Origin of the sequence: Paraburkholderia ribeironis (genome assembly GCF_900019265.1) — a bacterium.
GTDB lineage: Bacteria > Pseudomonadota > Gammaproteobacteria > Burkholderiales > Burkholderiaceae > Paraburkholderia > Paraburkholderia ribeironis.
Map to the genome: position 1 here is coordinate 202,144 of NZ_CYGX02000005.1, position 24,766 is coordinate 226,909.

General features: G+C 61.5%; 26 protein-coding genes. 16 read left to right on the plus strand and 10 right to left on the minus strand.

The genetic code is table 11. The features are described 5' to 3' along the window. Window positions 1-20: 20 nt before the first annotated feature. Window positions 21-314 carry a DUF1330 domain-containing protein gene (locus BN2475_RS02305; RefSeq protein ID WP_094777954.1) on the plus strand — a complete coding sequence of 98 codons (294 nt, stop codon included), beginning with the start codon at window positions 21-23 and terminating at the stop codon, window positions 312-314. Window positions 315-462: 148 nt separating this feature from the next. Here BN2475_RS02305 and BN2475_RS02310 read toward each other — a convergent pair whose 3' ends face one another. The 3 genes from BN2475_RS02310 to BN2475_RS02320 form a co-directional block, all read right to left on the minus strand. After that, window positions 463-1,314, minus strand: a complete 852-nt coding sequence (locus tag BN2475_RS02310) for a carbohydrate ABC transporter permease (protein ID WP_094777955.1) — start codon at window positions 1,312-1,314, stop codon at window positions 463-465. Continuing rightward, complete coding sequence (locus BN2475_RS02315) at window positions 1,311-2,201, minus strand: carbohydrate ABC transporter permease (protein WP_094777956.1); 891 nt, start codon at window positions 2,199-2,201, stop codon at window positions 1,311-1,313. Before BN2475_RS02315 ends, BN2475_RS02310 begins: the two co-directional genes overlap by 4 nt. A 164-nt stretch (window positions 2,202-2,365) precedes the next feature. Then, complete coding sequence (locus tag BN2475_RS02320) at window positions 2,366-3,598, minus strand: ABC transporter substrate-binding protein (protein ID WP_094777957.1); 1,233 nt, start codon at window positions 3,596-3,598, stop codon at window positions 2,366-2,368. Window positions 3,599-3,984: 386 nt separating this feature from the next. Here BN2475_RS02320 and BN2475_RS02325 point away from each other — a divergent pair, with 386 nt between their 5' ends. The 3 genes from BN2475_RS02325 (at window position 3,985) to BN2475_RS02335 (ending at window position 6,831) form a co-directional block, all read left to right on the plus strand. Further along, complete coding sequence (locus BN2475_RS02325; protein WP_094778023.1) at window positions 3,985-4,758, plus strand: SDR family oxidoreductase; 774 nt, start codon at window positions 3,985-3,987, stop codon at window positions 4,756-4,758. A 44-nt stretch (window positions 4,759-4,802) separates the two neighbouring features. Continuing rightward, window positions 4,803-5,885: an ABC transporter ATP-binding protein gene (locus tag BN2475_RS02330; RefSeq protein WP_094777958.1), complete on the plus strand. Its 1,083-nt coding sequence runs from the start codon at window positions 4,803-4,805 to the stop codon at window positions 5,883-5,885. An 82-nt stretch (window positions 5,886-5,967) separates the two neighbouring features. Next, on the plus strand, window positions 5,968-6,831 hold the full coding sequence (locus BN2475_RS02335) for a MurR/RpiR family transcriptional regulator (RefSeq protein WP_094777959.1): 864 nt from the start codon (window positions 5,968-5,970) through the stop codon (window positions 6,829-6,831). 116 nt (window positions 6,832-6,947) lie between these two features. On the opposite strand, the gene BN2475_RS02340 is transcribed toward BN2475_RS02335, so the two are convergent. Both BN2475_RS02340 and BN2475_RS02345 read right to left on the minus strand, forming a co-directional pair. Then, window positions 6,948-7,868, minus strand: coding sequence for an IclR family transcriptional regulator (locus BN2475_RS02340; protein WP_094777960.1), 921 nt, complete (start codon window positions 7,866-7,868; stop codon window positions 6,948-6,950). Then, window positions 7,865-8,722, minus strand: a complete 858-nt coding sequence (locus BN2475_RS02345) for an IclR family transcriptional regulator (protein WP_094777961.1) — start codon at window positions 8,720-8,722, stop codon at window positions 7,865-7,867. Before BN2475_RS02345 ends, BN2475_RS02340 begins: the two co-directional genes overlap by 4 nt. Before the next feature lie 279 nt (window positions 8,723-9,001). Here BN2475_RS02345 and BN2475_RS02350 point away from each other — a divergent pair, with 279 nt between their 5' ends. The 4 genes from BN2475_RS02350 to BN2475_RS02365 all read left to right on the plus strand — a co-directional run bounded on the left by BN2475_RS02350 (window position 9,002) and on the right by BN2475_RS02365 (window position 13,539). Further along, entirely contained in the window at window positions 9,002-9,961 is a 960-nt protein-coding gene (locus tag BN2475_RS02350) for an MBL fold metallo-hydrolase (RefSeq protein ID WP_094777962.1), read from the plus strand. Window positions 9,962-10,010: 49 nt separating this feature from the next. Continuing rightward, window positions 10,011-11,720: an FAD-dependent oxidoreductase gene (locus BN2475_RS02355; RefSeq protein ID WP_094777963.1), complete on the plus strand. Its 1,710-nt coding sequence runs from the start codon at window positions 10,011-10,013 to the stop codon at window positions 11,718-11,720. Window positions 11,721-11,784: 64 nt separating this feature from the next. After that, entirely contained in the window at window positions 11,785-12,021 is a 237-nt protein-coding gene (locus BN2475_RS02360; protein WP_094777964.1) for a DUF2783 domain-containing protein, read from the plus strand. A 183-nt stretch (window positions 12,022-12,204) separates the two neighbouring features. After that, on the plus strand, window positions 12,205-13,539 hold the full coding sequence (locus BN2475_RS02365; RefSeq protein WP_094777965.1) for an MFS transporter: 1,335 nt from the start codon (window positions 12,205-12,207) through the stop codon (window positions 13,537-13,539). A 65-nt stretch (window positions 13,540-13,604) separates the two neighbouring features. On the opposite strand, the gene BN2475_RS36160 is transcribed toward BN2475_RS02365, so the two are convergent. Next, complete coding sequence (locus tag BN2475_RS36160; RefSeq protein WP_281254172.1) at window positions 13,605-13,736, minus strand: hypothetical protein; 132 nt, start codon at window positions 13,734-13,736, stop codon at window positions 13,605-13,607. 557 nt (window positions 13,737-14,293) lie between these two features. Between BN2475_RS36160 and BN2475_RS02370 the strand changes: the two genes are divergently transcribed. The 5 genes from BN2475_RS02370 to BN2475_RS02390 all read left to right on the plus strand — a co-directional run bounded on the left by BN2475_RS02370 (window position 14,294) and on the right by BN2475_RS02390 (window position 18,072). Then, entirely contained in the window at window positions 14,294-14,602 is a 309-nt protein-coding gene (locus BN2475_RS02370; RefSeq protein WP_094777966.1) for an ESPR-type extended signal peptide-containing protein, read from the plus strand. 220 nt (window positions 14,603-14,822) lie between these two features. Then, window positions 14,823-15,500 (plus strand): CsgG/HfaB family protein, encoded by a 678-nt coding sequence (locus tag BN2475_RS02375; protein WP_094777967.1) that lies wholly within the window; start codon window positions 14,823-14,825, stop codon window positions 15,498-15,500. Window positions 15,501-15,542: 42 nt separating this feature from the next. Next, window positions 15,543-15,917, plus strand: coding sequence for a DUF4810 domain-containing protein (locus tag BN2475_RS02380; RefSeq protein ID WP_094778024.1), 375 nt, complete (start codon window positions 15,543-15,545; stop codon window positions 15,915-15,917). A 10-nt stretch (window positions 15,918-15,927) separates the two neighbouring features. After that, window positions 15,928-16,599, plus strand: a complete 672-nt coding sequence (locus tag BN2475_RS02385; protein WP_094777968.1) for a DUF799 domain-containing protein — start codon at window positions 15,928-15,930, stop codon at window positions 16,597-16,599. 237 nt (window positions 16,600-16,836) lie between these two features. Then, window positions 16,837-18,072, plus strand: coding sequence for a YbfB/YjiJ family MFS transporter (locus BN2475_RS02390; RefSeq protein ID WP_094777969.1), 1,236 nt, complete (start codon window positions 16,837-16,839; stop codon window positions 18,070-18,072). A 120-nt stretch (window positions 18,073-18,192) separates the two neighbouring features. Here the strand turns inward: BN2475_RS02390 and BN2475_RS02395 are convergent, their stop codons facing one another. Both BN2475_RS02395 and BN2475_RS02400 read right to left on the minus strand, forming a co-directional pair. Then, complete coding sequence (locus tag BN2475_RS02395; RefSeq protein ID WP_094777970.1) at window positions 18,193-19,491, minus strand: TAXI family TRAP transporter solute-binding subunit; 1,299 nt, start codon at window positions 19,489-19,491, stop codon at window positions 18,193-18,195. Window positions 19,492-19,689: 198 nt separating this feature from the next. Then, on the minus strand, window positions 19,690-20,898 hold the full coding sequence (locus BN2475_RS02400) for a cytochrome P450 (protein WP_094777971.1): 1,209 nt from the start codon (window positions 20,896-20,898) through the stop codon (window positions 19,690-19,692). 469 nt (window positions 20,899-21,367) lie between these two features. Between BN2475_RS02400 and BN2475_RS02405 the strand changes: the two genes are divergently transcribed. From BN2475_RS02405 to BN2475_RS02415, 3 genes are all read left to right on the plus strand, one after another. Next, entirely contained in the window at window positions 21,368-21,682 is a 315-nt protein-coding gene (locus tag BN2475_RS02405; protein ID WP_094777972.1) for a DUF4148 domain-containing protein, read from the plus strand. Window positions 21,683-21,832: 150 nt separating this feature from the next. Next, window positions 21,833-22,876: an alpha/beta fold hydrolase gene (locus BN2475_RS02410; RefSeq protein ID WP_094777973.1), complete on the plus strand. Its 1,044-nt coding sequence runs from the start codon at window positions 21,833-21,835 to the stop codon at window positions 22,874-22,876. A 149-nt stretch (window positions 22,877-23,025) separates the two neighbouring features. Next, window positions 23,026-23,412, plus strand: a complete 387-nt coding sequence (locus BN2475_RS02415; RefSeq protein ID WP_094777974.1) for an MAPEG family protein — start codon at window positions 23,026-23,028, stop codon at window positions 23,410-23,412. A gap of 140 nt (window positions 23,413-23,552) precedes the next feature. On the opposite strand, the gene BN2475_RS02420 is transcribed toward BN2475_RS02415, so the two are convergent. Both BN2475_RS02420 and BN2475_RS02425 read right to left on the minus strand, forming a co-directional pair. Further along, window positions 23,553-24,035, minus strand: coding sequence for an MEKHLA domain-containing protein (locus tag BN2475_RS02420; RefSeq protein WP_094777975.1), 483 nt, complete (start codon window positions 24,033-24,035; stop codon window positions 23,553-23,555). Between the two features lie 197 nt (window positions 24,036-24,232). Continuing rightward, a complete protein-coding gene (locus BN2475_RS02425) occupies window positions 24,233-24,766 on the minus strand; it encodes a thioredoxin family protein (RefSeq protein WP_094777976.1) in 534 nt (177 codons plus the stop codon).

Below are 24,766 nucleotides of genomic sequence, written 5' to 3' on the forward strand. Positions count from 1 at the left end.
GTAGAACAAAGGAGAGTCAGATGAGCAAAGGATATTGGGTGACCAGCTATCGCAAGACGAACGACGCGCAGAAGCTCGCCGCGTATGCACAGCTCGCTGCGCCCGCCGTGGCGGCAGCGGGTGGCAAGTTCATCGTGCGCGGTGTAGCCGACGAGGCGCGCGAGCAGGGCTTGAAGGAGCGCACGGTCGTGATCGAGTTCGCGACGTACGAGCAGGCGGTCGCCGCATACGAAAGCGATGCCTACAAGAAAGCGCTCGAAGCGTTGGGTGATGGCGTCGAGCGCGATCTGCGCATTGTGCGCGGCACCGAATAATGCGAGGAATGCGCGACGCGCAATGAGACCGCATCCCATGCGGTGACTGTGCGGCGCCGTCTGATTCGAGTTGAAAGGACGAGCCGCCACACAGTCAGCACAGTCGGCACAGTCGGACTTGATGCAGTTCAGCCGCGTCGCGTGAAACTCACTTCACCGCTCCCAGCGCCAGGCCCTTCACCAGATACCGCTGCAGCCAGGCGAACACGATCGACACCGGCAAGGTTGCGCCCAGCGTCGCGGCCATCACCAGATGCCATTCGACGACGTATTTCCCCGCAACCATATCCGTGACCTGCACGGTGAGCGTCTTGTTCTCCGGCGAACGGATCAACGTGTACACCACGGCGAACTCGTTCCACGCGTTGATGAACGTGAAGATCGCAGTCACGACGATCGCAGGCACCGCGAGCGGCAGGAACACCTTGAATACGGCTCTCGTTCGTCCGCACCCTTCCAGCCAGGCCGACTCTTCCAGATCTCGCGGCACCGTCTGAAAGTACGACGACAGCATCCATACCGCAAACGCGATATTGAAGGCCGCATAAGACACGATCACGCTGATCTTCGTGTCGACCAGATTCCCATCGCCGAAAGGAATCATCGCGGCCAGCCGGAACAGACCCACGACCAGCAGGATCGGCGACAACATCTGCGTGACGAGCAGAAACTGCCGGTACAGGCCGCGTCCGCGAAACGGGAAGCGCGCCAGCGCATAAGCGGCCGGCAAGCTCACCGCGAGCGCCAGCAGCGTCGACAGCAAGCTGATGATCGTGCTATTGCGCAACGCCACGCCGAAATTGGCGGCCTCCCACATATCGACGAAATTGCGCCACTGCCATTGCATAGGCAGCCAGCGCGCCGGATAGACAAAAATCTCGGCAGCGGGCTTTAACGCGGTAAACAGCATGACCGCGAACGGAAACAGCACCACGACCACCATTGGCGACAGCGCGAGCCAGCACCACAACGAGCGCTTCGTCTTGGCGCTGAGGTTCATGATGGCTCTCCTTCTTTTGCAGGCTGCAGACGCAGATAGGCGATCGAGAACACGAACAGCATGACGAGCATGATCAGCGAAACCGCGGCGGCCTCGCCAGGGCGCCCGAGCCGGAAACCAAGCTCGTACAGATACGTGACGAGAATATGCGTACTATTGTCCGGGCCGCCTTGCGTCATCACCCAGATGATCGGGAAAGAGTTGAACACGTAGATCACGTTCAACAGAATCGCCATGTTAATGAACGGACGCAAGAGCGGCATGGTCAGCTGACGAAACTGCTGCCACGCGCTCGCGCCATCGATGCGCGCCGCTTCGTAAATATCGCCCGGCACCGACGACAATCCGCCCAGCAGGATCGTCACCGTAAACGGAATCGACACCAGGATGCCGACCGCGATCTCCACTGGAAACGCGAACTCCGGCGTCGCGAGCCAATGGATCGGACCACTGATCAATCCCATCCGCTGCAACGTGACATTGACCATCCCGTAGTCGTCGTTGAAGGCCCAGCGCCAGACCACGGCGGTCATCGTCAGCGAAACGGACCATGGCAGCATGACGATCGTGCGCGCCACGCCGCGTCCGTGGAAATCCTGATTCAGCACCAGTGCCACGGGCACCGAGATCAGCACCGTGCCGCCGACCACGCACACGGTCCAGATGAGCGTGCGACGGGTGGAGGCGAGAAACACCGGGTCTTCGAAGACGGTCAGGAAATTCTGCAGACCGGTGAAATCGCGAATTGCGCCGAAGCGCGACACATCATGCAGCGACTGCCAGATGATGTTGAAAATCGGATAGCTGATGATGAACAGCGCCAGTACCAGACTCGGCGCAATCAGCAGCCATGGCGCTTGCAGCCGCGAAAAAGCGGAACGGCTCATGCGTGCTCGATCGTAAGACGTGTCCATGCTTATCGGCGTGCGCGACGGGAGGGATCGGATAGTGCATCGGATGCATGAGACCGAACGCGCACCACCTTTGGCAGCGGCGGCGCGCGTTCCGTGTGCAGCGGTTCACTACAGAGTTACTGCGCAAGCACGGCGGATCAGTGACCGAGCGACTTGTTGGCTTGCGTGGCCGCCGTGTTCAATGCTTCAGCGGGCTGGGCCTTGCCGAGATAGATCGACTGCATTGAATCGGTCACAGCCTTCGCGGTGTCTTCCCAGCCCGTTACGGTCGGTGCGAAGTGGGCGGTCGGCAGCAAGGCGACGAACGCCTTGGTGTCCGGATCGTTGAACGCCGGATCGGTCGCCTCGGCCTTGGTGGTCGGCAGGAAGCCCTCGGTCTTGGTGAACTCGACGCGCGGTTCCTTCGTGAACAGATAGTCGAGGAACTTCCATGCGGTCTTCTTCACCTTCGAGTTCTTGAACATCACGATCGAGTCCGTGACCGCGTAGGTGGCGTGCGTCGTGCCCATCGGGACCGGATCGATGCCGTACTTGAGGTTCGGCGCTTCCTTCTTGATCTGCTTGGCGAGGAACGGCGCCGAAATCACCATCGCGACGCGGCCCTGCTTGAACAGGTTCTGCACGTCTTCGCGGCTGTAGCCGGTCACGCCCGGCTGCGTCAGCCCCTGGTCGATCATCGACTTGTAAAGCGTGGCCGCCTTGACGCCGGCCGGCGAATTGAACGCCGCCTTGCCATCCTTGCCGACTACGTCGCCGCCTGCGGTCCACAGCGCGTAGTAATAGTAGACGTCGGTTTCGATTTCCTTGCCCTGCAGGCCGAAGCCGGCAATGCCTTGCGCCTTCAGCTTCTTCGACGCATCGATCACGTCGTTCCAGGTTTTCGGGCCGTCCGGGTAGCCGACCTTCGCGAGCAGGTCCTTGTTGTAGTAGAGCGCACGTGCGGATGCGGCGATCGGCAGACCGTACACCTTGCCGTTGATTTCACCCGGCGCGAGGAACGGACCTATGAAGCGGCCCTTGAAGCTCGAGTCCATATAACCGTCGAGCGGCTCGGCCACGTCGTCCTTCACGAAGTCGAGCAGCCAGCGCGTGCCGACGATCGCGAGGTCGGCGTTGGCGTTGCCGGAAATGTCCGTCTGTAGCTTCTGTTGCAGCGTGTCCCAGTTCACATCTTCGATCTTGATGGTCGTGCCGGGATTGGCTTTCTCGAAGTTGCGGGCCATTTTTTCGAAGTACGGCGCGGTCGCATCGCTGTAGTGCGCGACGGTGACGCGGACCGTCTCGGCGTGAGCCGCGACGGCGATACCTGCGAAGGCGAGCGCCACGGCAACTTTGCCGAGCGCGTGGGAAGCACGGGCATGCAACGACATTCTCTCTCTCCTGTGTCGATCGGAGTTAGCGCTTTAGCGTGCCGATCCGGAGTTGGCGCTTTAGCGCCTATTCCAGTCCCATGCTTTAGTACTTACTCCGGTCCCATCCAACGATGGTGGGGGGTGGTCTGCTGCCGTCGCCGGCCGCGTGGGTTGACTTGTTTGAAAAAATCCTACATGACACAAAATAGCTTGTCACGTAGGGTCTGCGATATTTTTTCTAATCCGGTTTTGTGCATAAGATGCTGTACAGCACGGCATATTTTGCAAACTGCGATGTCGCGCGTGCCCAGTCTTCGGGATGACCCGAGGTCGGGTCGCTGTCGCATTTGTAGGAAATTTACAGGGCCGGCGCGGTGGCGGCGTGGTCGACGAGTGAGGCGGACATGAATCGTGTGGTGTTGGTTACGGGCGCGTGCGGCGGCATCGGCAGCGTGTTGTGCAAGCGCTTCGTGGACGAGGGCGACACGGTGCTGGCGCTCGACATCGACGCGGCCGCGTTGCATGCGTTGACCGCACAACTCGGCGCGGCGCACGTCACGCCGATCGCCGTCGATCTGGGCGACGCCGCCGCAGTGCAGCAGGCGGTGGCCGACGCGGTCAAGATCCGTGGGCCGGTCGACGTGCTGGTCGCCAATGCGGGCGCGGCGGCGGGGGCGACGCTCGCCACCACCGATGTCGCGAGCTGGCAACGCGATATCCATCTGAATCTGAACGGCACGTATCACACGGTGGAAGCGGTGCGTGCATCGATGATCGAGCGGCAGCGCGGCGCGCTGGTGCTGATCGGCTCGGTGAATGGGCTCGCGGCGCTCGGCCATCCGGCGTACAGCGCGGCGAAGGCTGGACTGATCAGCTATACGAAGGCGCTGGCGATCGAACTGGGCCGCTATGGGATTCGCGCCAACATCGTGTGTCCGGGCACCGTGAAGACCCAGGCGTGGCAGGCACGCGTCGATAAAAATCCGCAGGTCTTCGAGGATCTGAAGAAGTGGTACCCGTTGCGCGACTTCGCGACGCCCGACGACATCGCCGATGCGGTGCTGTTTCTCGCGTCGCCGATGGCGCGCGTGATTACCGGCGTCGCCTTGCCGGTCGATGGCGGTCTGATGGCCGGCAACCGGCCGATGGCGGAAGAACTGACGCTCGAATCGCTGTGAACCGCCCCCGCCCCTGAACAACGCAGCATGACAACGAGGACAGCATGGCAGCAGTGCAACTGAGTGGCATCTTCAAACGCTACGGCGACACCCAGGTGGTGCACGGCATCGACCTGCACATCGACGACGGCGAGTTCGTCGTGCTGGTCGGGCCGTCGGGCTGCGGCAAGAGCACGCTGATGCGGATGGTGGCGGGGCTCGAGGAGATCAGCGGCGGCGATCTGATGATCGGCGGCACCCGGGCGAATAGCCTCGCGCCGCAGCAACGCAATATCTCGATGGTGTTTCAGAGCTACGCGCTCTATCCGCATTTGTCGGTCTACGAGAACATTGCGTTCGGGCCGCGAATTCGTAAGGAATCCTCGACGAGTTTCAAGCCGCGGATCGAAGCCGCCGCGAAGATGCTGAACCTTAACGGTTACCTTGACCGGTTGCCTCGCGCGCTGTCGGGCGGTCAGCGGCAACGCGTGGCGATGGGCCGCGCAGTGGTACGCGAGCCGTCACTGTTCCTGTTCGACGAACCGCTCTCGAATCTCGACGCCAAGCTGCGCGTGCAGATGCGCACGGAAATCAAGGCGCTGCATCAGCGGCTGAAGAATACGGTGATCTACGTCACGCACGATCAGATCGAAGCGATGACGATGGCCGACCGGATCGTCGTGATGAACGCGGGGCGCATCGAGCAGATCGGTCGTCCGCTGGAGCTATACGATCATCCGGCCAATCTGTTCGTCGCCAGCTTCCTCGGCTCGCCGTCGATGAATTTCGCCGAGGGGGTGATCGTGAATCGCCCGCAAGGCGCGGGCGTCGCATTGAAACTCGCCGATGGCAGCGAGATCGTGTTGGAGCGTGCGCCGGCAAGCGCCAGGGCCGGCGCGAAGGTCACGCTCGGCGTGCGGCCCGAACACATCGAAACCATCACGCAGGCGCCGGACACCATGATGGAAGTCGAAGTGATCGAGCCGACTGGCGCGGAGACGCATTTGTACGGGAAAATAGGCGGCAACACGTGGTGCGTGACGACTCGCCAGCGCTCGCAGGTCGAGCCCGGTCAGCGCGTCGCGCTGCGTTTGCCGGCCGAACATATTCATCTGTTCGACACGGAGAGTGGACGCAGACTGGTCTGAACCGCGTGTTGCCGCTTGAAGCCATTCAAGCTGACTGAAGCTGCGAGCGACGCGGATTCGTTTAACCCTTAAGGAACACCGGGTGTCCGCACCGAACTTGATTCCCCACATCCGCAGTGCACTGGCCAGTTTGCGGCCCGCCGAACGCAAGGTCGCCGACATGGTGTTGGATGACGTCGACTTCGCGATGCGCGCGAGCATCACCGAACTGGCGCAGCGCGCGGACGTGTCCGAGCCTTCGGTCACGCGCTTTTGCCGCGCGATCGGCGCGCATGGTCTGCGCGACTTCAAGATGCAACTCGCGCAGAGCGTGGCGGGCGGCATGCCATACGCGTCGACGGCGGTGGTGCGTAACGACGACGTGCAGACGTTGATGGAGAAGGTCGGCGAGGCGGCGATCGACGGTATTACTCATGCGTGCGCTGCGCTCGACCCGGCGGTGGTCGAGAGCGCGATCGCCGCGTTGGCGAGCGCCGGGCGGGTGTTCTTTTTCGGCGTGGGTTCCGGTTCGGGGCTGGTTGCGCAAGATGCGGCGCTACGGTTCCTGCGTATCGATATCGCGTCGACCGCTTTTACGGATGGTCATCTGCAGCGGCTCTACGCGGGTCTGATGGAGCCGGGCGATGTGGCTTTCGCGATTTCGCACTCGGGGCGCAGCGTCGAAGTGAATGAAGCCATTCAGATCGCCAAGGAGCGCGGCGCGACGACGATTGCGTTGACCAACGTCGGCTCGCGGCTCGCGTGGCTCGTCGATATTGCGCTGCTGTTGCGCGTGCCGAGTCCGGTCGATCCGAATACGCCGGGCGTGTCGCGGCTCGTGCATCTGTGCATCATGGATGCGCTTGCGATCGGTGTCGCGCTCAAGGCCGGTCCGAAGACGCTCGAAAAGATGCGCCATGCGAAGGCGAGGTTGGCATCGCATGAGCCGGAGAGGGCGGGTGATTGATCGGCTGCGTCGTGCCAGCGCGCGTGTCGCTGCCCGAGGGCGGCAGGCCTGCAGAAACTGACCCACCTAGCCTGGTTTCGCTGATTGATCTAGCGCGCTTGCCGGCGCTTTCTCACTCACGCTTCGCCGATCGCCGCAATCCAACCAAATCTACGCGACAACCTCGCCGTCGCTGCGCGCAGTGTCTGCGCCGGCTGGCCTGCGGGCTTGCTATCGAAGCTGCCGCTCGGCCCCATCAACGCGAGCACGAGGCAGATGCTGCCGGTGTGATCGAACACCGGCGCAGCCAACGTGTCGATACCGGGCACGGGCCGGCTCAGCGCCGTGTCGATGTCGTCCGTACGGATTTGCGCAAGACGTTGCGCGTACGCTTTGGCGAGCGGCGCCGATCCAGGCGCTGCATGCGCCCGGCGTGCAACGTCGGTCGCGCTGTGTTCCGCCGCTGCCGCTGCCGCCGGCGCGGCCGTCGCCGTGAAAACCTCCGCCACATCCGCACCCGCCAGCCGCAAATGATCCTGCGCCAGCAGTCCCGCGCGTACATCGTCGGCGACGTACGCCGCGAACACACGGCCGATCGCCGTGTTCACCAGCGACATCACCGTGCCGACCCGCAAGCTCACATGCAGCGGCCGCGCCGATTCCTCGAGACGCACGACGGTCGGCCCGAGCGGCCCGAGCACCGCCATTGCGACGCTCATCCCGGTCGATGCCGCCAGTTCGATCACTTCGGGCTCCGCCTCGCGCGTCGGCGACAGGCGCTGCAAGCCGATCAGGCCCAACTCCAGCGCGAGCGGCCCGGCGGCGAAACAACCCGACGCGTCGCGATCGAGCAGACCGATTTTCAGCAGACTCACCAGATGCGGAAACGCCTTGGCCGGCGGCATGCCGGCTGCGGCCGCGAGATCGCGCAAGCTCAACGGACGTGCCGCCGCGACCAGTGCCGTCAGCAATTCGCCGGTGCTGTCGAGCGACTGGATGCCGCGCTGCGGTTTCACATCGGCGGAATGAGTGGGAGAGCGGTCGGGAGAATCGGTCACGATAGGGAAGAGGCGATCACGGAAGGGGCGGACGCCAGTGCAGCGCCGATGTCGTGCGCTGTGGCCCGCAGTGCGCGAGCGATCGGGCCGTCGGCGGTGACGTCGATCGCGCCGGTCGAGCCGATCACCGTCAACGCGAGCGACAGGTGGCCGTCAATATCCTGCACCGGCGCGCTGATGCTGCTGATGCCCGGGCTCGGCGCATCCACGCTCGATTCCAGGCCGCGTGCGCGAATCCTGCGCAATGCCGCGTCGAACGCGGCGCGCTCGCCGGGCGGCGTCATCGCGCTGTTGGCGACGCCCGACTGATTCGCCCACATCGCGTCGAGCACGTCGCGCGGCAAAAACGCGCAAAACACGCGTCCCGTCGATGTGGCCGGCAGCGACATCACCGTGCCCACATGCAAATTGACGTGCAGCGGAAAGCCCGCGTGCTCATAGCGGACGATGGTCGGCCCCTGCGGTCCGGCAATACAGATCGCGACGCTGAACCCGATTGCCTCGGCCAGCGCCGCAACGCGCGGCACGGCGGCGCGAAACGCCGGCTGGCTTTCGAGGTGCAGCAAACCGAGCCGCAATGACAGCGGCCCCGGTTCATAACGGCCCGATAGTTCGTCGCGCTTGATGAGCCCGAGACGAGTCAGGCTCACCAGATACGCGTGCGCCTGTCCGGGCGCGATCTGCGCGGCGCTGGCGAGATCGGACAAGGCCAGCGGAGCGCGCGCCTGGGCGAGCGCCAGCAACACGCGGCCGCCCACCTCGACGCTCTGGATGCCGCGCTGCGTCTTGCCGCCGTCCGCCGTCTCGCCGCCACCCGCGCCTTTGCCGGTGGCCGATTTCGCTGCTTTGCTCACACCCGCGCTCGTCCGTAAAAAGGGTCCATGTTAACCGAATGCCCGCGTCAGCCTGCTCCCATCATAGGTGACCATGAATTTGCGTATAGCGATACATTTCGCTATTGACAAATAAACTGGCGCGGCCATAAGATGCATTCACCCCGACACAACGGCGCAGTTACAGAGTCCGCAGTACAGAATCGAAACGGGGCGAGACAATCCTCCAATACCGTTGGCTTGCGCGGCACTGCGCAGCCGGCCGTCTCGCCTCACGTCCAACTTTTGAGGGAGACGAGCATGGCAAAGGCATTCGCATCGCAGGCCGATCTGGAAGTCAAGAAAATCACGTGGACCCAGCTGTCCGAGAACGCCTACGCGTACACCGCCGAGGGCGACCCGAACTCGGGCGTGATCATCGGCGACGACGGCGTGCTGATCGTCGACACCACTGCCACGCCGGCCATGGCGCAAGACCTGATCGCCAGGATTCGCAGTGTCACCGACAAGCCGATCAAATACGTCGTGCTGTCGCACTATCACGCGGTGCGCGTGCTCGGCGCGTCGGCGTATTTCGCCGAAGGCGCGCAGCAGGTGATCGCGAGCCGCGGCACGTACGAAATGATCGTCGAGCGCGGCGAGGCGGACATGAAGTCGGAAATCGAACGCTTCCCGCGTCTGTTTGCCGGCGTCGAAACAGTGCCGGGCCTGACGTGGCCGACGCTCGTGTTCGACAAGGAAATCACGCTGTTCCTCGGCAAGCTCGAAGTGCGCATCGCGCATCTGGGCGCGGGTCATACGAAGGGCGACACGGTGGTGTGGCTGCCGTCGCAGAAGGTGCTGTTCTCCGGCGATCTCGTCGAGTACGACGCCGCCTGTTATTGCGGCGACGCGCAACTCGAGCAATGGCCGGCCACGCTCGAAGCGTTGCGCGCGCTCAACGCCGAGAAGCTGGTGCCGGGCCGCGGTCCTGCGCTGACCACACCGGACGAGGTCAACAAAGGTCTCGATTACACGAAGGATTTTGTCACCACGCTGCTGCAACAGGGCCGTGAAGCCGTCGCGCAGAAGCTCGATCTAAAGGCCGCGATGGCGCTCGCGCGCAAGGCGATGGACCCGAAGTTCGGCCATGTGTTCATCTACGAGCATTGCCTGCCGTTCGACGTGTCACGCGCTTTCGACGAAGCGAGCGGCATCACGCATCCGCGCATCTGGACCGCGCAGCGTGACAAGGACATGTGGGACGCGCTGCAAGCCTGACAGGAACGCAAACATCGCGACGCAGAGCAGAGATGGATGGAGACACAAGATGAGCATCAACTACCAGACGCTGTCGTTCGAATACCAGCCGTGCCGTGAACAGGGCGCGCAAGGCGATGCGCAGCAGGCGGTCTATCCGGTGATCGTGGTCGGCGCGGGGCCGGTGGGCCTTGCCACCGCGATCGATGTTGCGCAGCAGGGCGTGCCGGTCGTGCTGGTCGATGACGATTGTTCGTTGTCCACAGGATCGCGGGCGATCTGCTTTTCGAAGCGCACGCTCGATATCTTCGATCGCCTCGGATGCGGCCAGCGGATGGTGGACAAGGGCATCAGCTGGAATGTCGGCAAGGTGTTTCTGAAAGACGAACTGGTGTACACGTTCAATCTGCAACCGGAAGCAGGCCACCACCGGCCCGCGTTCATCAACCTGCAGCAGTACTACGTTGAGGGCTTTCTGCTCGAACGTGCGCAGGCGATGCCGAATCTCGAGATCCGCTGGAAGAGCAAAGTGGTCGGCGTGCAGCAGAACGGCACGCCGGGCACCTGTGATGCAAGCGTGACGCTGACGGTCGACACACCGAACGGGCAGTATCCGTTGCACGGCCGTTACGTGGTCGCCGCCGACGGCTCGCGCAGTCCGATGCGCAATCTGATGGGACTCGACAGCAAGGGCGTGACGTTCAAGGATCGCTTCCTGATTGCTGACGTCAAGATGGAAGCGGACTTTCCGACCGAGCGCTGGTTCTGGTTCGATCCGCCGTTTCACCCGAATCAATCGGTGTTGCTGCATCGTCAGCCCGACAACGTGTGGCGGATCGATTTCCAGTTGGGATGGGACGCCGACCCCGCGCTGGAAAAGACCCCGGAGCGCGTGATTCCGCGCGTGCGCGCACTGCTCGGCGCGGACGCGAAGTTTGAACTGGAATGGGTCAGCGTCTACACGTTTTCATGCTTGCGGATGGAGCGCTTCCGGCACGGCAACGTGCTGTTTGCGGGCGACTCCGCGCATGGCGTTTCGCCGTTCGGCGCACGCGGCGCGAATAGCGGCGTGCAGGATGCGGAGAACCTCGCGTGGAAGCTGGCGATGGTAGTCGACGGCAAAGCGTCCGATGCGCTGCTCGACACGTATGCGAGCGAACGCGAATTCGCCGCCGATGAAAACATCCGCAATTCCACGCGCTCCACTGATTTTATTACGCCGAAGAGCCCCGTGAGCCGCGTGTTCCGCGACGCCGTGCTGAAGCTGGCGCGGCATCATCCGTTCGCACGGCAATTGACCAATAGTGGGCGGTTGTCGGTGCCGGCGGTGTTGCGCGATTCCCCGCTGAATACAGCGGATCGCGATCACTTCGACGGCGCGATGGTGCCGGGTGCATCGTGCGTCGATGCACCGGTGCAGGTGGATGGGCAACCCGCTTGGCTGCTGCGGCAACTTGGCCAGCAATTCACCGGCGTGCTGTTCTGTGGTGAGCAAGGTATCGATCGGAGCATGCGGGCCGCAGTGGATGCGCTGCGTGCAGGGTCGATTCCGTTGAGGCTCGTCGTCGTGACGCGTGGCGACGCGCAAGTCGCTGCACTCGATGGCGTGCGAGTGGTCCACGACACCGAAGGCCTCGCAAGCGCGCGCTACGACGCAACTCACGGCGCGTTCTACCTGATTCGTCCGGACCAGCATGTGTGCGCGCGTTGGCGCGAACTCGATGCGGGCGCCGTGGCGCATGCACTCAAACGCGCATTGTGCGTCGAAGGTACGGCCTGAAGGCGAGCGCCGGTGCGATCCATAGCACGTGCGGAGCAATCACAGAAGACAGCTGGAGACAGACATGGCACTGAACACGCAACCGAACCTCGCCCGCCCCGACGATTTCTACGAGGCGTTGATCGACATGCATCGCGATCTGGACGATGCGCAGAGCCAGTCGGCCAATGCGCAGCTGATCCTGCTGCTCGCCAACCACATCGGCGATCACGCGACGCTGATCGAAGCGATGCAACATGCGCGTGAAGGCGTAGTCAACGCGTCGGTTGCACGCGTAGGCGCGCATCCGCTCGCGGCCTGATCCCGCGCGAAGAAGCAAGCAGGCGAGCGCGTGGCCGTTCGTGCCGCGCGCCATCCAATCCGGCAACGCGGCCACGCGGCGCATCAACGCGGGCGCGTACCGATCCAGCAGAAGACAATCAAGCGGCGCATCAAGACGCCGGACCTAGCGGGTCCGTTGGACCCTCACGTTTGGAGATAACTGATGAGCCAATCTTTCGCCCCCGCGCTCGAGCCGGGCGTATCCGCTGACGCGCACGACGATCTGCTGTATCGCAAGGTCTCGCTACGGATCATTCCGTTTCTGTTTCTGTGCTACGTGGTGTCGTTTCTCGATCGCATCAATATCGGCTTCGCGCAGTTGCAGATGAAGCACGACCTGGGCTTCAGCGATGCGATGTATGGTCTCGGCGCGGCGGTGTTCTATGTCGGCTACGTGCTGTGCGAAGTGCCGAGCAACCTTTTGCTCGAGCGCTTCGGCGCGCGCCGCACGTTCACGCGGATCATGCTGCTGTGGGGCATGGCGTCAGTCGGCATGATGTTCGTGTCGACGCCGATGCATTTCTATGTGCTGCGCTTCATGCTCGGCGTGTTCGAAGCGGGGTTCTTTCCTGGCATCGTGCTGTATCTGACGTACTGGTATCCGGCGCGGCGGCGCGCGGCCGTGCTGTCGATCTTCTTCGCAGGCGTCGCGGTGGCGGGTGTGCTGGGCGGCCTCGTGTCCGGCTGGATCATGCGCGACATGGGCGGCGTGCTGGGGCTGTTCGGCTGGCAGTGGATGTTCGTGATCGAAGGCGCTCCCGCGATCGTGCTCGGTCTGATCGCCGCGTTCTATCTGGTGGATGGCCCGCAGCACGCGAGCTGGCTTACCGCTGCCGAACAGGCGCAGCTGATTGCCCGACGCGATGAAGACCGCGGAGCCGGATCGTCCGCGCACGCGCATTCGTCGCGCTCGTTCGTGCAGGCATTGGGCAATCCGCGCGTCTATCTGTTCGCGTTCATCTACTTCTCGCTGACCTGCGCGTCTTTGACCTTGAACTTCTGGATGCCGCTGATGATTCGCGACTTCGGCGTGCACGATGTTCTGGCGATCAGCCTGTACACCGTGATTCCGAACGCGATCGGCGCAGTGGGGCTGATTCTGATCGCGCGTCATTCGGATCGGCGCGGCGAACGCCGCCGGCATTTTGCCGTTTGCACGATCGGCGGCGGCGTGGCGCTGTCGCTGCTGACGCTGCATCTGAGCAGCTTCCCCGCGATGCTCGCGATTCTCTCGCTCGCGGCGGTGCTGATCTTCGCGGCGCTGCCGATCTTCTGGACCGTGCCGTCGGGCTATCTGTCCGGCACGGGGGCGGCCGCCGGCATCGCGTTGATCAGCAGCATCGGCATTACTAGCGGGATCGTCAGTCCCTGGGTGATCGGGCAGATCAAGACGCACACCGGCAGCATGGATAACGCGCTGTATCTGCTGACCGCGTTGTTGTTCGTCAGTGGCATCGCGTTGTTGCTCGGCGTGCCGAAGGACATGAAGCGTATCTGATACCGGGGCGGTAGATGCGCGGCGGTGAGGTGGTTATCCAATGAGGCCGCTAACTTTCCAACCGGTTAAATACTGAGCCCTTTGGCCAGCCAATCGTGTGACGTGACCGGTCGCGCGAGCGCGACCGCCGCGTGGACCTTGCCGTCCATCGGCAGGTCGGGCGCATGCCAGCGGGCATTGCGCTTCGCGAGATTCAATCCCCAGGTCGTGGTATCGGCTGACAGCGTCGCGCGCACAGGCTTGCGCGGCGCGGTAACGCGTGATGTTCATGGAACGCGACTGAGCATCGTTCGCTGCCGCCTAATGCAACTAACGGCCTGCCGCGCCCGGCACCTCCGGCTCCCGAAACGAAGCGGCAGATCATCGCGCATGATCAGGCCTATCTCGAAAACGGTCTCGCCCTGTCGCGTTGACAGGGTGCAATCCAGAACGAAAGGTTTGCCCCGCCTGCCTTTCACCCTTGTGAACGGCAGGGGAGCAATTCGGAAAGTCCCTCAAACTCGCGCCCAAATAATTAGGAATACCTAAGTTATTGGTGGTAACCGAGAGAGGCGGTCCAATCCCGCATGTATATGCAGCGGCTCTCAGAAACGGCGTCTATCCTTTTAAAGCATAAATGTTATTCGCATCTCAATAGGACAATTCTGATTTTCATGTGGTCGTTGTTATTCGGTATCGAATTAACATTGTTTGACCAACCATAGCCGTTGTTAGCGTTATTTTTCCCCGAAGTCAGAAGTTACACACAAAGAAAATGAACAGGAATACGTTCCGGCTGGTCTATAGCCGGTTCCGGGGCATGCTCGTTGCTGTCGCAGAAACCGCAGTTGGACACGGCAATGTGGATGATCGACAAACCGGTCCATCGGTCACACTCCAGTCCTTTACTCTCTTTGCAGTGCGTCACGTGGTCTTTGCCGCGCTTGCACTGTTCGGGCTTGCACCTGTCATGTCGGACGCGCAGATCGTCCCCTTTGGCGTGCATGCGCCAGGTGTCATCAGTACTGCGAGTGGCCTGCCGCAGTCAATATCAACAGAGCCTCGGGAGCGGGCGTTTCTCTGAATACGTATTCGCAATTCGATGTGCAAAAAACGGCGCAATACTCAACAATTCGCCCGTTATCACCAGTTCGCAATTAGCTGGGCAGATCAATGGTAATCCGGATTTCGGCCCGAATGCACGGACTCACTAACGCTATAAACAATGCTACGTCAACAGGTCGAATTTCATGGTTGCTGGCTGACGTTTTCCAATCCTGTTGTTCTCAAAGTGAGGTGAAGTCTTGAAGTTATCGAAAACACCCAGGCTGCTGATTACGACGCTGATCGCTGCCGCTCTTGCGGGCTGTGCGACCGAGGCGTCGCGTCCCTTGCCTGTTCCGGCGATCAGTAGTGCCCAGACACCCTATACCGGCAGGCGTGTCGAAATCGCCGCGGGCAAGTTCGACAACCGGTCAAGTTACATGCGGGGCATTTTCACCGACGGCATCGACCGCCTCGGTGGCCAGGCCAAAACGATCCTGCTGACATCGCTGCAGGAAAGCGGTCGCTTCAATGTGCTGGAGCGGGACAACCTGGATGAGATCCGGCAGGAAGCTGCCTTCATGAAAAAAGCACAGACGCTGAAGGGCGCCAACTATGTTGTGACGGGCGATGTAACCGAATTCGGTCGCAAGGAAGTCGGCGATGTCGAGCTGTTCGGCATCCTTGGTCACGGCAAGAGCCAGGTCGCGTATGCGAAAGTCAGCCTGAACATCATCGACACCACAACCTCGGAAGTTGTCCTGTCGAGTCAGGGCGCGGGCGAATACAGTCTGTCCAGTCGCGAAGTCATCGGCTTCGGCGGTACGGCGAGTTACGACTCGACGCTCAATGGCAAGGTGCTGACCCTCGCCATCCAGGAGGCAGTGAACCGGCTTGCCGCCCAGGTTGATGCAGGTGCACTGAGGCTCGGGAAATAACTCATGCACAGACACGTTATCAGACGGGAGATCGGTCGGACGATGAAGCGAAACGGCAAGCTCAAAGGGAGCCTGCTGGTGCAGGTTCTCACGGCCAGTGCATTGCTGGCCGGATGCGCGGCAACGCAGCCGCCGACCCTCTATCAGTGGGACGCCTACCAGCCCCAGGTGTACGAATACTTCAAGGGGAAAAAGGCGCCCGAAGAGCAGATCGACGCACTGGAGAAGGCGCTCCAACAGATTCGCGCAAAGGGCAACATGCCGCCGCCCGGCTTCCATGCGCAGCTTGGGATGCTGTATGTGAGCGTTGACAGGATCGGGCAGGCGATGCAGGAATTTGAGGCCGAGAAGGAGCTGTTCCCGGAGTCGTCCACCTACATGGACTTCCTCATGAAGAAAAACTCAAAACGACTGTGAGCGTGCAACCATGTTCAAGATCTTTTCCCTGAAACTGACGACGTCACTAACGACTGTCGCGCTGCTCGCCGCCTGCGCGGCACACCCGCAGCATGTCGACTACACCGCCTTCAGGAGCAGCCGGCCGCGTTCGATTGTCGTCCTGCCGCCCGTCAACGAAACGGCCGACGTGCACGCGACGTACGGACTACTGTCGCAACTGACGATGCCGCTTGCAGAAGCAGGCTACTACGTGGTGCCCGTTGCGGTGATGGACGAAACCTTCAGGCAAAACGGCCTGACTGCACCGGCCGACATCCAGTCGGCACCACCGGCAAAGCTGCGCGAAATATTTGGGGCTGATGCCGCGCTATACGCGAAGGTCACCCAGTATGGTTCTGTCTATCAGATTGTCGACAGTACGACGGTCGTTGCTGCGTCGGCGAAGCTGATCGACCTGAAGACGGGCGATGTGCTGTGGCAGGGTACCGGCCGAGCGACAGGCAAGGAACTCGGCGGGAACGTCAACGTTGGCGGCGGACTCATTGGTGCACTGGTACAGGCCGCGGTCAAACAGATCGCGCATACGTTGTCCGACGAAAGCCACGACGTGGCGGCACTGACGGGCAACCGGCTGCTGCATGCAGGGGCGCCAGCCGGGCTGCTGTATGGTCCGCGTTCGCCGAAATACGGAACGGACTGACCGCTTCCTGACAGGCATGCCGTTGCGCTTCGGTAAGGGCGTGACGGCGACCCTTGCAGCCCTGGACAGTTCTGAATCCACCCATGCACCAGAGGCCTCGTTGGAAAACACTTCACTACTGTCTAATGCAACTAACGGTCAGCCGCGCCCGGCGCCTCCGGCTATGATGGCGACTTGCCGCATTCATCTGCCTCACCACGGCAGGCTCGCAGCATTCTTGCCCACTCACGCCAGCCCATGTCGCCCATCTCGCTTGACACCGCATCGAATTCCACGCCTGCCGAAGCGGCACAGCGCATGCCCACCCTGACGCTTGCCGCGGCGCTCTCGCTAGGCAGCGCCATCGCGCTGGGACTTGCCCGCTTCGCGTATGCGCTGCTGTTGCCGTCGATGAAACTCGACCTCGGCTGGAGCTTCGCTCAAGCCGGCGCGATGAATACCGCCAACGCACTCGGCTATCTGCTCGGCGCGCTGGCTTTCCCGCGACTCGCGCGCCGCTGGTCGGTCGGCGCGTTGTTCGGCGGCGGTTGCGCAGCCACCGCACTGCTGATGGCCGGCAGCGGACTGCTTGCCGACACGCATTCATTGCTCGCGTTGCGCGTGATCACTGGCGCGAGCAGCGCGGCGATTTTCATTAGCGGCGGTGTACTGGCCGCGCGTCTCGCGTCGGCGCGGCCACACGACGCGGGGCTCGTCCTTGGACTGTATTACGGCGGCACGGGGTGGGGCATCGTGGCGTCGTCGGTGCTGGTGCCGCTGACGATCGTCAACGCCGCGCATGGCTGGCAATTCGCGTGGTTCGCGCTGGCTGCCGCTTGCGCAGTGTTCGCCGCGGTTGCGATCGGCGCGGCACGCAGGATCGAGAGCATGCATGCGAGCGCGGCATCGTCGGCGCGAAGTCATGGCGCAGCCGGCGCGCTGCATTGGCCGCGTTTCAGTGCCGCGCTAATGGGCTACGGGTTGTTCGGCGTCGGCTATATCGGCTACATGACGTTCATCGTTGCGTTGCTGCGCAATGCGGGGATGAGCGCCGCGGTCGTCACGGGCTTCTATCTGTTGCTCGGCGTGGCGACGGTGGTCTCGGCGCGCGTTTGGTCCGGGCTGCTCGATCGCATGCGCGGCGGCCAGGCGCTCGCGGTGCTCAACGCATTGCTCGCGGTGGCGACGCTGCTGCCCGCGCTGTTCACGCAAGCTTGGGTGGCGTTCGCTTCCGGAATGCTATTCGGCGCGACGTTTCTGTCGGCGGTTGCTTCGACCACGGCGTTCGTGCGTCACAATTTGCCTCTGAGTCACTGGCCCAAAGGGATCAGCGCGTTCACGATCGTATTTGCGTTCGGGCAGATCGTCGGACCGATGGCGATTGGGTGGGTGTCGGATGGCGCAGGGCTCGCGCGGGGGTTGGTTTATTCCGCGTTGTTGCTGGCGGCCGGCGCGCTGTTGGCGGCCTCGCAGAAATCGTTGCGCAATGAATGAGTAGAGCCAGCGAGAACAATGGCGATGACCGACGAATCAACGGTAGCAATTCATTCGCCGCTTGAACGGCCGACGCATTCGTATGACGCATGTGCAGGTCAACGACCTTTTCATGTCGAACTACTCCCCAACCTTCGCAGCCACTTGCGAAATGCGGTCCCTCACAACGCCGATCGCCTGCTTGAGGGAGTAAACATCCTCGAAGTAGCGATGTGGAATCCGTATCTGGCTGACATGCGCATCGATGCTCTCGATCTCATTGCGCCAATTCGCGATCTGATCCGCGCTCGGTTGCGGACTTCTCCAGACTTCATCTTCCAGCGATTTGATTTCCCGGTACCAAACCACCAGGCGTTTTTTTATGCGCGCCTCCACCATGCGCGGCAATGCCTGCAGTAATCCGATGAGCAGTGCCATGAAGGGAAGCAGAATGAGAAATCGCCTTTCGATCAGACTGGCCAGCCAGAATGGCAGATAGCGCTGCAGAAAGGGGCGACCGGATTTGAAATAGCGCTCGCTCTCATCGGCAATAGGAAATTCTTCGGTGTTCAGGTTGGGGAATGTGCCAAGTGGCGTGAAGTAGTCTTCACCGCCGTGGACCGTTTTGGCCGCATCCAGCAGCAGATAGGTCAGCGCCGGATGCAGGCTGTCTTTGGACACGAGCAGTGCCGTGGCGGCCAGCAGGGTGACGTCGGTGCGCGGCAGATCGTCGACGATGCTGCTCGAACCGCGCGGGAAAATGATCTTCGACAGAGACGGAAATTTTTGCACCAGCGCATCGGCCTGCGCAAAACTCATCAGCTTCAGATCGCTTTTCAGTAGCGCTTTCTGTGTGTCGGCGTCGGGTCTGCCAATAAAGAAAGCCGCATCCAGTTGCCCGTTTTCAAGACCTTGATATGCTTTGAGGGCGTCCACTTCCAGCAGCGTGGTGTTGTCGCGTGTAATGCCGCTGTAGCCCAGCAGGACAAGCGACACATGAAGCAGCCCGCTACCCGGAACGCCTATGCCAATCTTCTTGCCGCGCAGTTGCGCCAGTTGGTCGATGACGGTATCGCCACGATAGAACACCCAGATCGGTTCGTATGAAACGGCGGCGATGGTCTGCAGTTGATCGGTGTCTTTCGGATTCGTGGTGCCCGACTGGATAAAGCCGACTTCGTATTCGCTGTCCGGATTGGCCAGGCGTTGATAATTTTCGACCGAACCGGAAGAACTGCGGATATCGAGCGTGATGCCTGCACGCTTCAGGACAGGAGCGTAGTGATTCGCAAAGCCTCGATAGATGCCATTGTCCGCACCTGTCGTGATGACGATCGTCCGCTGGAACGCGGGCTTGAGTGCGTCCGCCAGCCCCCAGCCGAAAGCCGCCATCAGCAAGATCAAGCAGACGATGAGAAGGCGCCGGCGCCTGCGTGTCATCGGGGCTTTCCGGATGCGATGAAGCGCTGGATCGTGTCTGGCCACAGTCAGGTCTCTTTCGTCAGGACTGCCCTGCGGTAATGAGGACTCGGAGCAATCTTACGATACCAGATCGTCTTGTTGCCCCGTCCGTCAACTGACAGCTCTCGTAGAACGCTGCAAGCTTTGGCATGACGATACGCGTGCCGATACCAGGCACTAGCCCGCGCCGCTGATCATCTTCAGCGACTGCACGCCGCGCAGGTTGTTGCGGCTATGCCAGGCCAACTGATCGAGATTGATCGGCCGCATATCCGGGAAGCGCGTAACGAGGCTGGTAATTGCCGCTTCCATTTCGAGCAGCGCAAGCCGCGCGCCGAGGCAATAGTGAATGCCGCCGCCAAACGACAAGGTCGGCGTGCCGCTGCCGCGATTGAAGTCGAGCTGATCGGGATTCGGGAACACCGCCGGATCGCGATTCGCCGCACCGATCAACATGAACACGATGGTCCCGGCGGGCAAGGCGGCATCGCCGATCACCACGTCTTCGAGCGCCGTGCGTACCACCATCTGCACCGAGCTGTCATAGCGCATGCACTCCGCGACCGCCTGGGGGATCAAGGCCGGATCGCGTTTCAGCTGGTCCAGACGCGCGGGTTGACGGAACAGGGCCACCATCGCATTGCCGATCATGTTCGAGGTTGTCTCATGGCCGGCGATAAACAGCAATATCGCGTTCGAGACAATTTCCTCGTCGCTCAGTGTCGCGCCTTCATCTTCGACGCACACCAGCGCGGAGATGAGGTCGTCGCCTGGCATGCCCCGCCGTTGCTTGACGACCTTCTGGAAATACCGCTCGAGTGTCAGGGCTGCGTCGTTCGCCTCGCCGAGCGCGTGCTCGTCCAGCGGCGCGAGATCCAGCGCGGACACGAGACGGCTCGCCGCAACGCCGAGTTCAGTGCCGTGCGCGGATGGAATATCCAGCAGACGGCAAATGATTTCAATCGGCAGCGGCAACGCGTATTCACTGACCAGGTCGAATTCAGCCTTTGTGCCGATACGTTCGACAAGCTCATGCGCCGTCGCCACCACGATGTCCCGCAACTTGCCGATTTGCCTTGCATTGAAAGCCTTCATCAGCAGCGCTCTTAGCCGCGTATGAGTTGGCGGATTCATCATCAGAAACGTGCGACGCAATGCCTGAAAAACGGGTTGTCCGGTTGCTTCGTCGCCATAACGCGCACTCACGCTTTGCAGATATGTCTTGCCCATGCGCCGGTCGCGCAGCAATGCATCGATGATCTCAAAGCGGCCCGTGACGCGCGCATTGGCGCCGACGGGAAGCAACGGACCGGCGTCGCGCACCTGCTGATAAAGCGGATAGGGATCGGCGAAGAAAGCGGGCGAGGAGAAGTCTGTGAAGTTCATCGTGTAATGGTATTCCGGCAGGTCGATGGACGGCGATGCGAGGCTGAATCAGGGACAGCATCCGGCAAGTCCGCTTATCGCACTGTACTCGCAACTTGCGTGCGGAGAAACAGTGCTGCGCGAGTCAGTGAAGCATGGAGCGACTTCATCGGTGTGGAGCCCAAGTATTGCAGCGGCGTGACTTGATCGTGTGCTCGTGTGCTCGTATGCGCGAGGCGCTCGATCGCGCTCGATCGCGCTCGGGAGCACACGTCCTGGCCCGAGCACCCGGCAACCGACGCAGCCTCGCCGTTTTGTATCGCAGTGTATCTGCGCGATCGGCTGATACATAACATTGCATAGCCAGCGTTCGCGGACACAAGCCAGATACGTCAGCGCGGTCTAATTCTTTCAAGCCAGATGAGCTGGCTCGCAGACTGAAACGCAAACAGGATTTGCGGAAATCACATTCTCTTTTGAGGTGGCAATCATGAAACTCGTTCAATCGCTCGTCGTCGCTGCTGTTCTCGCTATCCCGGCTTTGTCGTTCGCACAGTCGAACCAGCCGCTGACTCGCGCCGAGGTCCGCGCGCAACTGGTCGAACTGCAAAACGCTGGCTACAACCCCGCCAGCGATCAGGCGCAATACCCAAAGAATATCGAAGCGGCGCAAGCACGCCTGAATGCGCGAAAGAGCCTGTCGGCGTCGTCATATGGCGCTTCGACTGCCGACACCTCGGCATGGGGATCGCACGACGCGCAAGCGGACGTGAGCGGCCTCGGTCCGATCTACGCGAAGCCGTGAGTCAGTGGTTGCGCCGTTCACGGTGCCGTGCGACTCTACCGATGCGCACCGCGGCAGTGGCCGCGGTGCGCAATGCAGGATGCGTATGAAAAGCCCTCTTTTTCTCTTATGCGAATGCCGTATAAATATCCATAGACAAGGAGAATAGCCATGTCGGATCAGATCAATACGCGTCGTCGTCGTTTGCTGGGGACAGCCGTTGCGGGAATCAGTTTGCTGGATTTGGGATTGAGCGGACTCGCGCACGCGCAGTCCGGCGAAACGGCAGGCAATACGAAGACGGCAACGCGCGTTGCATCGTTCGAGAACATTCGCCAGGTCAATGCGGGAACACTTAGTATCAGTTATGCGGAAGCGGGCCCGCGCAATGGGCCGGTGGTGATTTTGCTGCACGGCTGGCCGTACGACATTTACAGCTTCGCTGAGGTTACGCCGTTGCTGGTCGCGGCCGGTTACCGGGTGATCGTACCGTACCTGCGCGGCTATGGTCCGACGCGCTTCCTGTCCGCGGATACGCCTCGCAATGGTCAGCAGGCGGTCGTCGCGGTGGACATCATCGCGCTGATGGACGCGCTGAAAATTGACAAGGCGGTGCTTGGCGGGTTCGACTGGGGCGCACGCACGGTGAATATCATTGCAGCGCTATGGCCCGAGCGATGCAAGGCGATGGTGTCGGTGAGCGGCTATCTGATCGGCAGTCAGGAAGCGAACCGCGCGCCGCTGCCGCCGAAAGCGGAACTGACGTGGTGGTATCAGTTCTATTTCGCTACCGAGCGCGGCTATGCGGGCTACGATGCGAACCGCCACGACTTCAACAAGCTGATCTGGCACACCGCCTCGCCGAAATGGAATTTCGACGACGCGACTTACGAGCGCACAGCGGAGTCGTTCAGGAATCCGGATCACGTCGCGGTGGTGATTCACAACTATCGGTGGCGTTTGGGTCTGGCCAACGGCGAGCCCCAATATGACGAGATCGAAAAGCGTCTCGCGATGGCGCCGACGATTTCGGTGCCGACCATCACAATGGAAGGCGATGCAAACGGCGCGGCGCATCCCGATCCGGCAGCGTATGCGAAGAAGTTTACGGGCAGGTATCAGCACCGGGACATCGGCGGCGGCATCGGGCACAACCTGCCGCAGGAAGCGCCGAAGGCATTTGCCGAAGCGGTGATCGATGTCGTACGCCTGTAATCTGTCGTCTTGACGAAAATCCCTGCACACTCACTTCTCGAGGAGACTATTCGCTAGAAACCGGCGCATCGTAACCGAGGGAACCGTTATGCTAGCCTTACCGACGCAAGCCGGCGTTCGTTGATTCAATGCCAGGGAGGCTGGTTCAAATGGACAGGGTTGCTCTTGCATGCGTGGTAGTTCTAGGGCTGCTACTTTTCGGCCTCGGATTGTCCGTCTCGGCAATGCGTTTTCGCGAGGGTGCCGTCTCAGGCTGCGAGCCGGACCCCGCGAACCGGTTACACAAGTTCATCCGGGCTCATGCCAACACGGCCGAATACGCGCCGTTCCTTGCGTTGCTGTTTCTCTATCTTGGTGCACGATCGCCTTCGGCAGCAACAGTCTCGCTGATCGTCGCCGCAACCGTGTGCCGCTGTTTGCTCGTCATCGGGCTGATCGCATGGCCAACGATGGCCAAACCGAACCCTTTCCGGTTTGTCGGTGGACTCGGGACTTACGTGACCGGCTTGGCGCTATGCGCGACGCTGCTGCGTTGAGATGCGACGCACAGACGGGATCTCGTGGGCTGCGCGATGCCGGCCATATCAATACCGAGCATCTGCGCGAACGCACCGGGCAATTTGTCTGCGAGCGTTCGTAGTCTAGGCAGGCGCGGCATACCTATGCGCACCGCAATTCATTCACCCGACGTGGACGGAATGAGCGCCGCCTGACCCCGATGCACGCCGGCGTCATCGTGCAATTGCCAGACCACCACGTTGTCGATCCAGAAGCGCCTGCCCGATCGGGTTACCCGCATGCCGCGGTATGCAGCGACATACCCGTCACGCTCCACCTGTTCCAGGAAGGTTTGACGCTCATTGCGATCGGGCGCTTCGGCGGACAATCTCGACGGCAGCGCTGTCAGTTCGTCCCAGTCGTATTCGAACAATTTCTGCGCCATCAGGTTGCCGTACACAAAGACCGGGTCCGCCGCCGTGTTGTGCGCGAGCAGACCGAATGGCGCGCTTTCGTAAAGCCAGCGTGGCGCGTCTTCAATCGGCACGTGCTCGGGTACGAGCGGCTTGCCGAGCAGACGTGAATAGCTGTTCGACAGTAGCCTGAAAAAATCCGGATCGGTGCGCAAGGTCGTTTCGGTCTTTCGATATGTTGCATCCACCTGCGTTTTCTCCTCAAGCGTTGGGAATACCGAGTGTCGCTTATGCACACGACAATGTCACGGTGTCGATGGTCTGCATCTTTCAGATGCTCAACCAGATCCATGTGAAGCGCGCGGGTGAGGCCATACAGCAAGACGGGCCGTGACGATGTCGTGCATCGCCACGGCCCGTTCGGACGTTCCGCAGTAAGCCAGCATCAATCCTTTTGCGCGAGCAGGGCTTGAATCTTCGCTTCCGTCTGCGCGTAGTCGCCTTCGCCGAAGTGCGTATAGACAATCTGTCCTTTCTTGTCGATCAGATAGAACGCCGGCCAGTACTGGTTGTTATAGGCACTCCACGTCGCGTATTGATTGTCCTGCGCCACCGGATAACTGATACCGAAGCGCTTGATCGCGGTCTTGACGTTGTCGGTATTGCGCTCGAACGGATACTCCGGTGTGTGCACGCCAATCACCGTGAGTCCTTGATCCTTGTATTTCTGGTTCCAGGCTTTCACGTACGGCAGCGTGTTCACGCAATTGATACAGGTATAAGTCCAGAAATCGACCAGTACCACTTTGCCGCGCAATTGTTGTAGCGTGATCGGCTCGCTATTGAGCCACTTCGTAATACCGGTGAATTCCGGCGCGGGCGGCCCGTTTTTCAGCGGCGCCGCAATTGCGGTGGCGGCGGTCGCCGTCGTGGCGGCGAATGTGGCGACAATAGCGAGAGTCTTGAGTTGGGAGAGCAT

Excerpts from the sequence above, each read along its gene's own strand:
- BN2475_RS02320 (WP_094777957.1), bottom strand. The coding sequence starts at position 3,598 with ATGTCGTTGCATGCCCGTGCTTCCCACGCGCTCGGCAAAGTTGCCGTG.
- BN2475_RS02390 (WP_094777969.1), top strand. The coding sequence starts at position 16,837 with ATGTCGCCCATCTCGCTTGACACCGCATCGAATTCCACGCCTGCCGAA.
- BN2475_RS02405 (WP_094777972.1), top strand. The coding sequence starts at position 21,368 with ATGAAACTCGTTCAATCGCTCGTCGTCGCTGCTGTTCTCGCTATCCCG.
- BN2475_RS02395 (WP_094777970.1), bottom strand. The coding sequence starts at position 19,491 with ATGACACGCAGGCGCCGGCGCCTTCTCATCGTCTGCTTGATCTTGCTG.
- BN2475_RS02360 (WP_094777964.1), top strand. The coding sequence starts at position 11,785 with ATGGCACTGAACACGCAACCGAACCTCGCCCGCCCCGACGATTTCTAC.
- BN2475_RS02315 (WP_094777956.1), bottom strand. The coding sequence starts at position 2,201 with ATGAGCCGTTCCGCTTTTTCGCGGCTGCAAGCGCCATGGCTGCTGATT.
- BN2475_RS02400 (WP_094777971.1), bottom strand. The coding sequence starts at position 20,898 with ATGAACTTCACAGACTTCTCCTCGCCCGCTTTCTTCGCCGATCCCTAT.
- BN2475_RS02415 (WP_094777974.1), top strand. The coding sequence starts at position 23,026 with ATGGACAGGGTTGCTCTTGCATGCGTGGTAGTTCTAGGGCTGCTACTT.
- BN2475_RS02310 (WP_094777955.1), bottom strand. The coding sequence starts at position 1,314 with ATGAACCTCAGCGCCAAGACGAAGCGCTCGTTGTGGTGCTGGCTCGCG.
- BN2475_RS02370 (WP_094777966.1), top strand. The coding sequence starts at position 14,294 with ATGAACAGGAATACGTTCCGGCTGGTCTATAGCCGGTTCCGGGGCATG.
- BN2475_RS02380 (WP_094778024.1), top strand. The coding sequence starts at position 15,543 with ATGAAGCGAAACGGCAAGCTCAAAGGGAGCCTGCTGGTGCAGGTTCTC.
- BN2475_RS02330 (WP_094777958.1), top strand. The coding sequence starts at position 4,803 with ATGGCAGCAGTGCAACTGAGTGGCATCTTCAAACGCTACGGCGACACC.
- BN2475_RS02305 (WP_094777954.1), top strand. The coding sequence starts at position 21 with ATGAGCAAAGGATATTGGGTGACCAGCTATCGCAAGACGAACGACGCG.
- BN2475_RS02325 (WP_094778023.1), top strand. The coding sequence starts at position 3,985 with ATGAATCGTGTGGTGTTGGTTACGGGCGCGTGCGGCGGCATCGGCAGC.
- BN2475_RS02350 (WP_094777962.1), top strand. The coding sequence starts at position 9,002 with ATGGCAAAGGCATTCGCATCGCAGGCCGATCTGGAAGTCAAGAAAATC.
- BN2475_RS02410 (WP_094777973.1), top strand. The coding sequence starts at position 21,833 with ATGTCGGATCAGATCAATACGCGTCGTCGTCGTTTGCTGGGGACAGCC.
- BN2475_RS02355 (WP_094777963.1), top strand. The coding sequence starts at position 10,011 with ATGAGCATCAACTACCAGACGCTGTCGTTCGAATACCAGCCGTGCCGT.
- BN2475_RS02385 (WP_094777968.1), top strand. The coding sequence starts at position 15,928 with ATGTTCAAGATCTTTTCCCTGAAACTGACGACGTCACTAACGACTGTC.
- BN2475_RS02425 (WP_094777976.1), bottom strand. The coding sequence starts at position 24,766 with ATGCTCTCCCAACTCAAGACTCTCGCTATTGTCGCCACATTCGCCGCC.
- BN2475_RS02365 (WP_094777965.1), top strand. The coding sequence starts at position 12,205 with ATGAGCCAATCTTTCGCCCCCGCGCTCGAGCCGGGCGTATCCGCTGAC.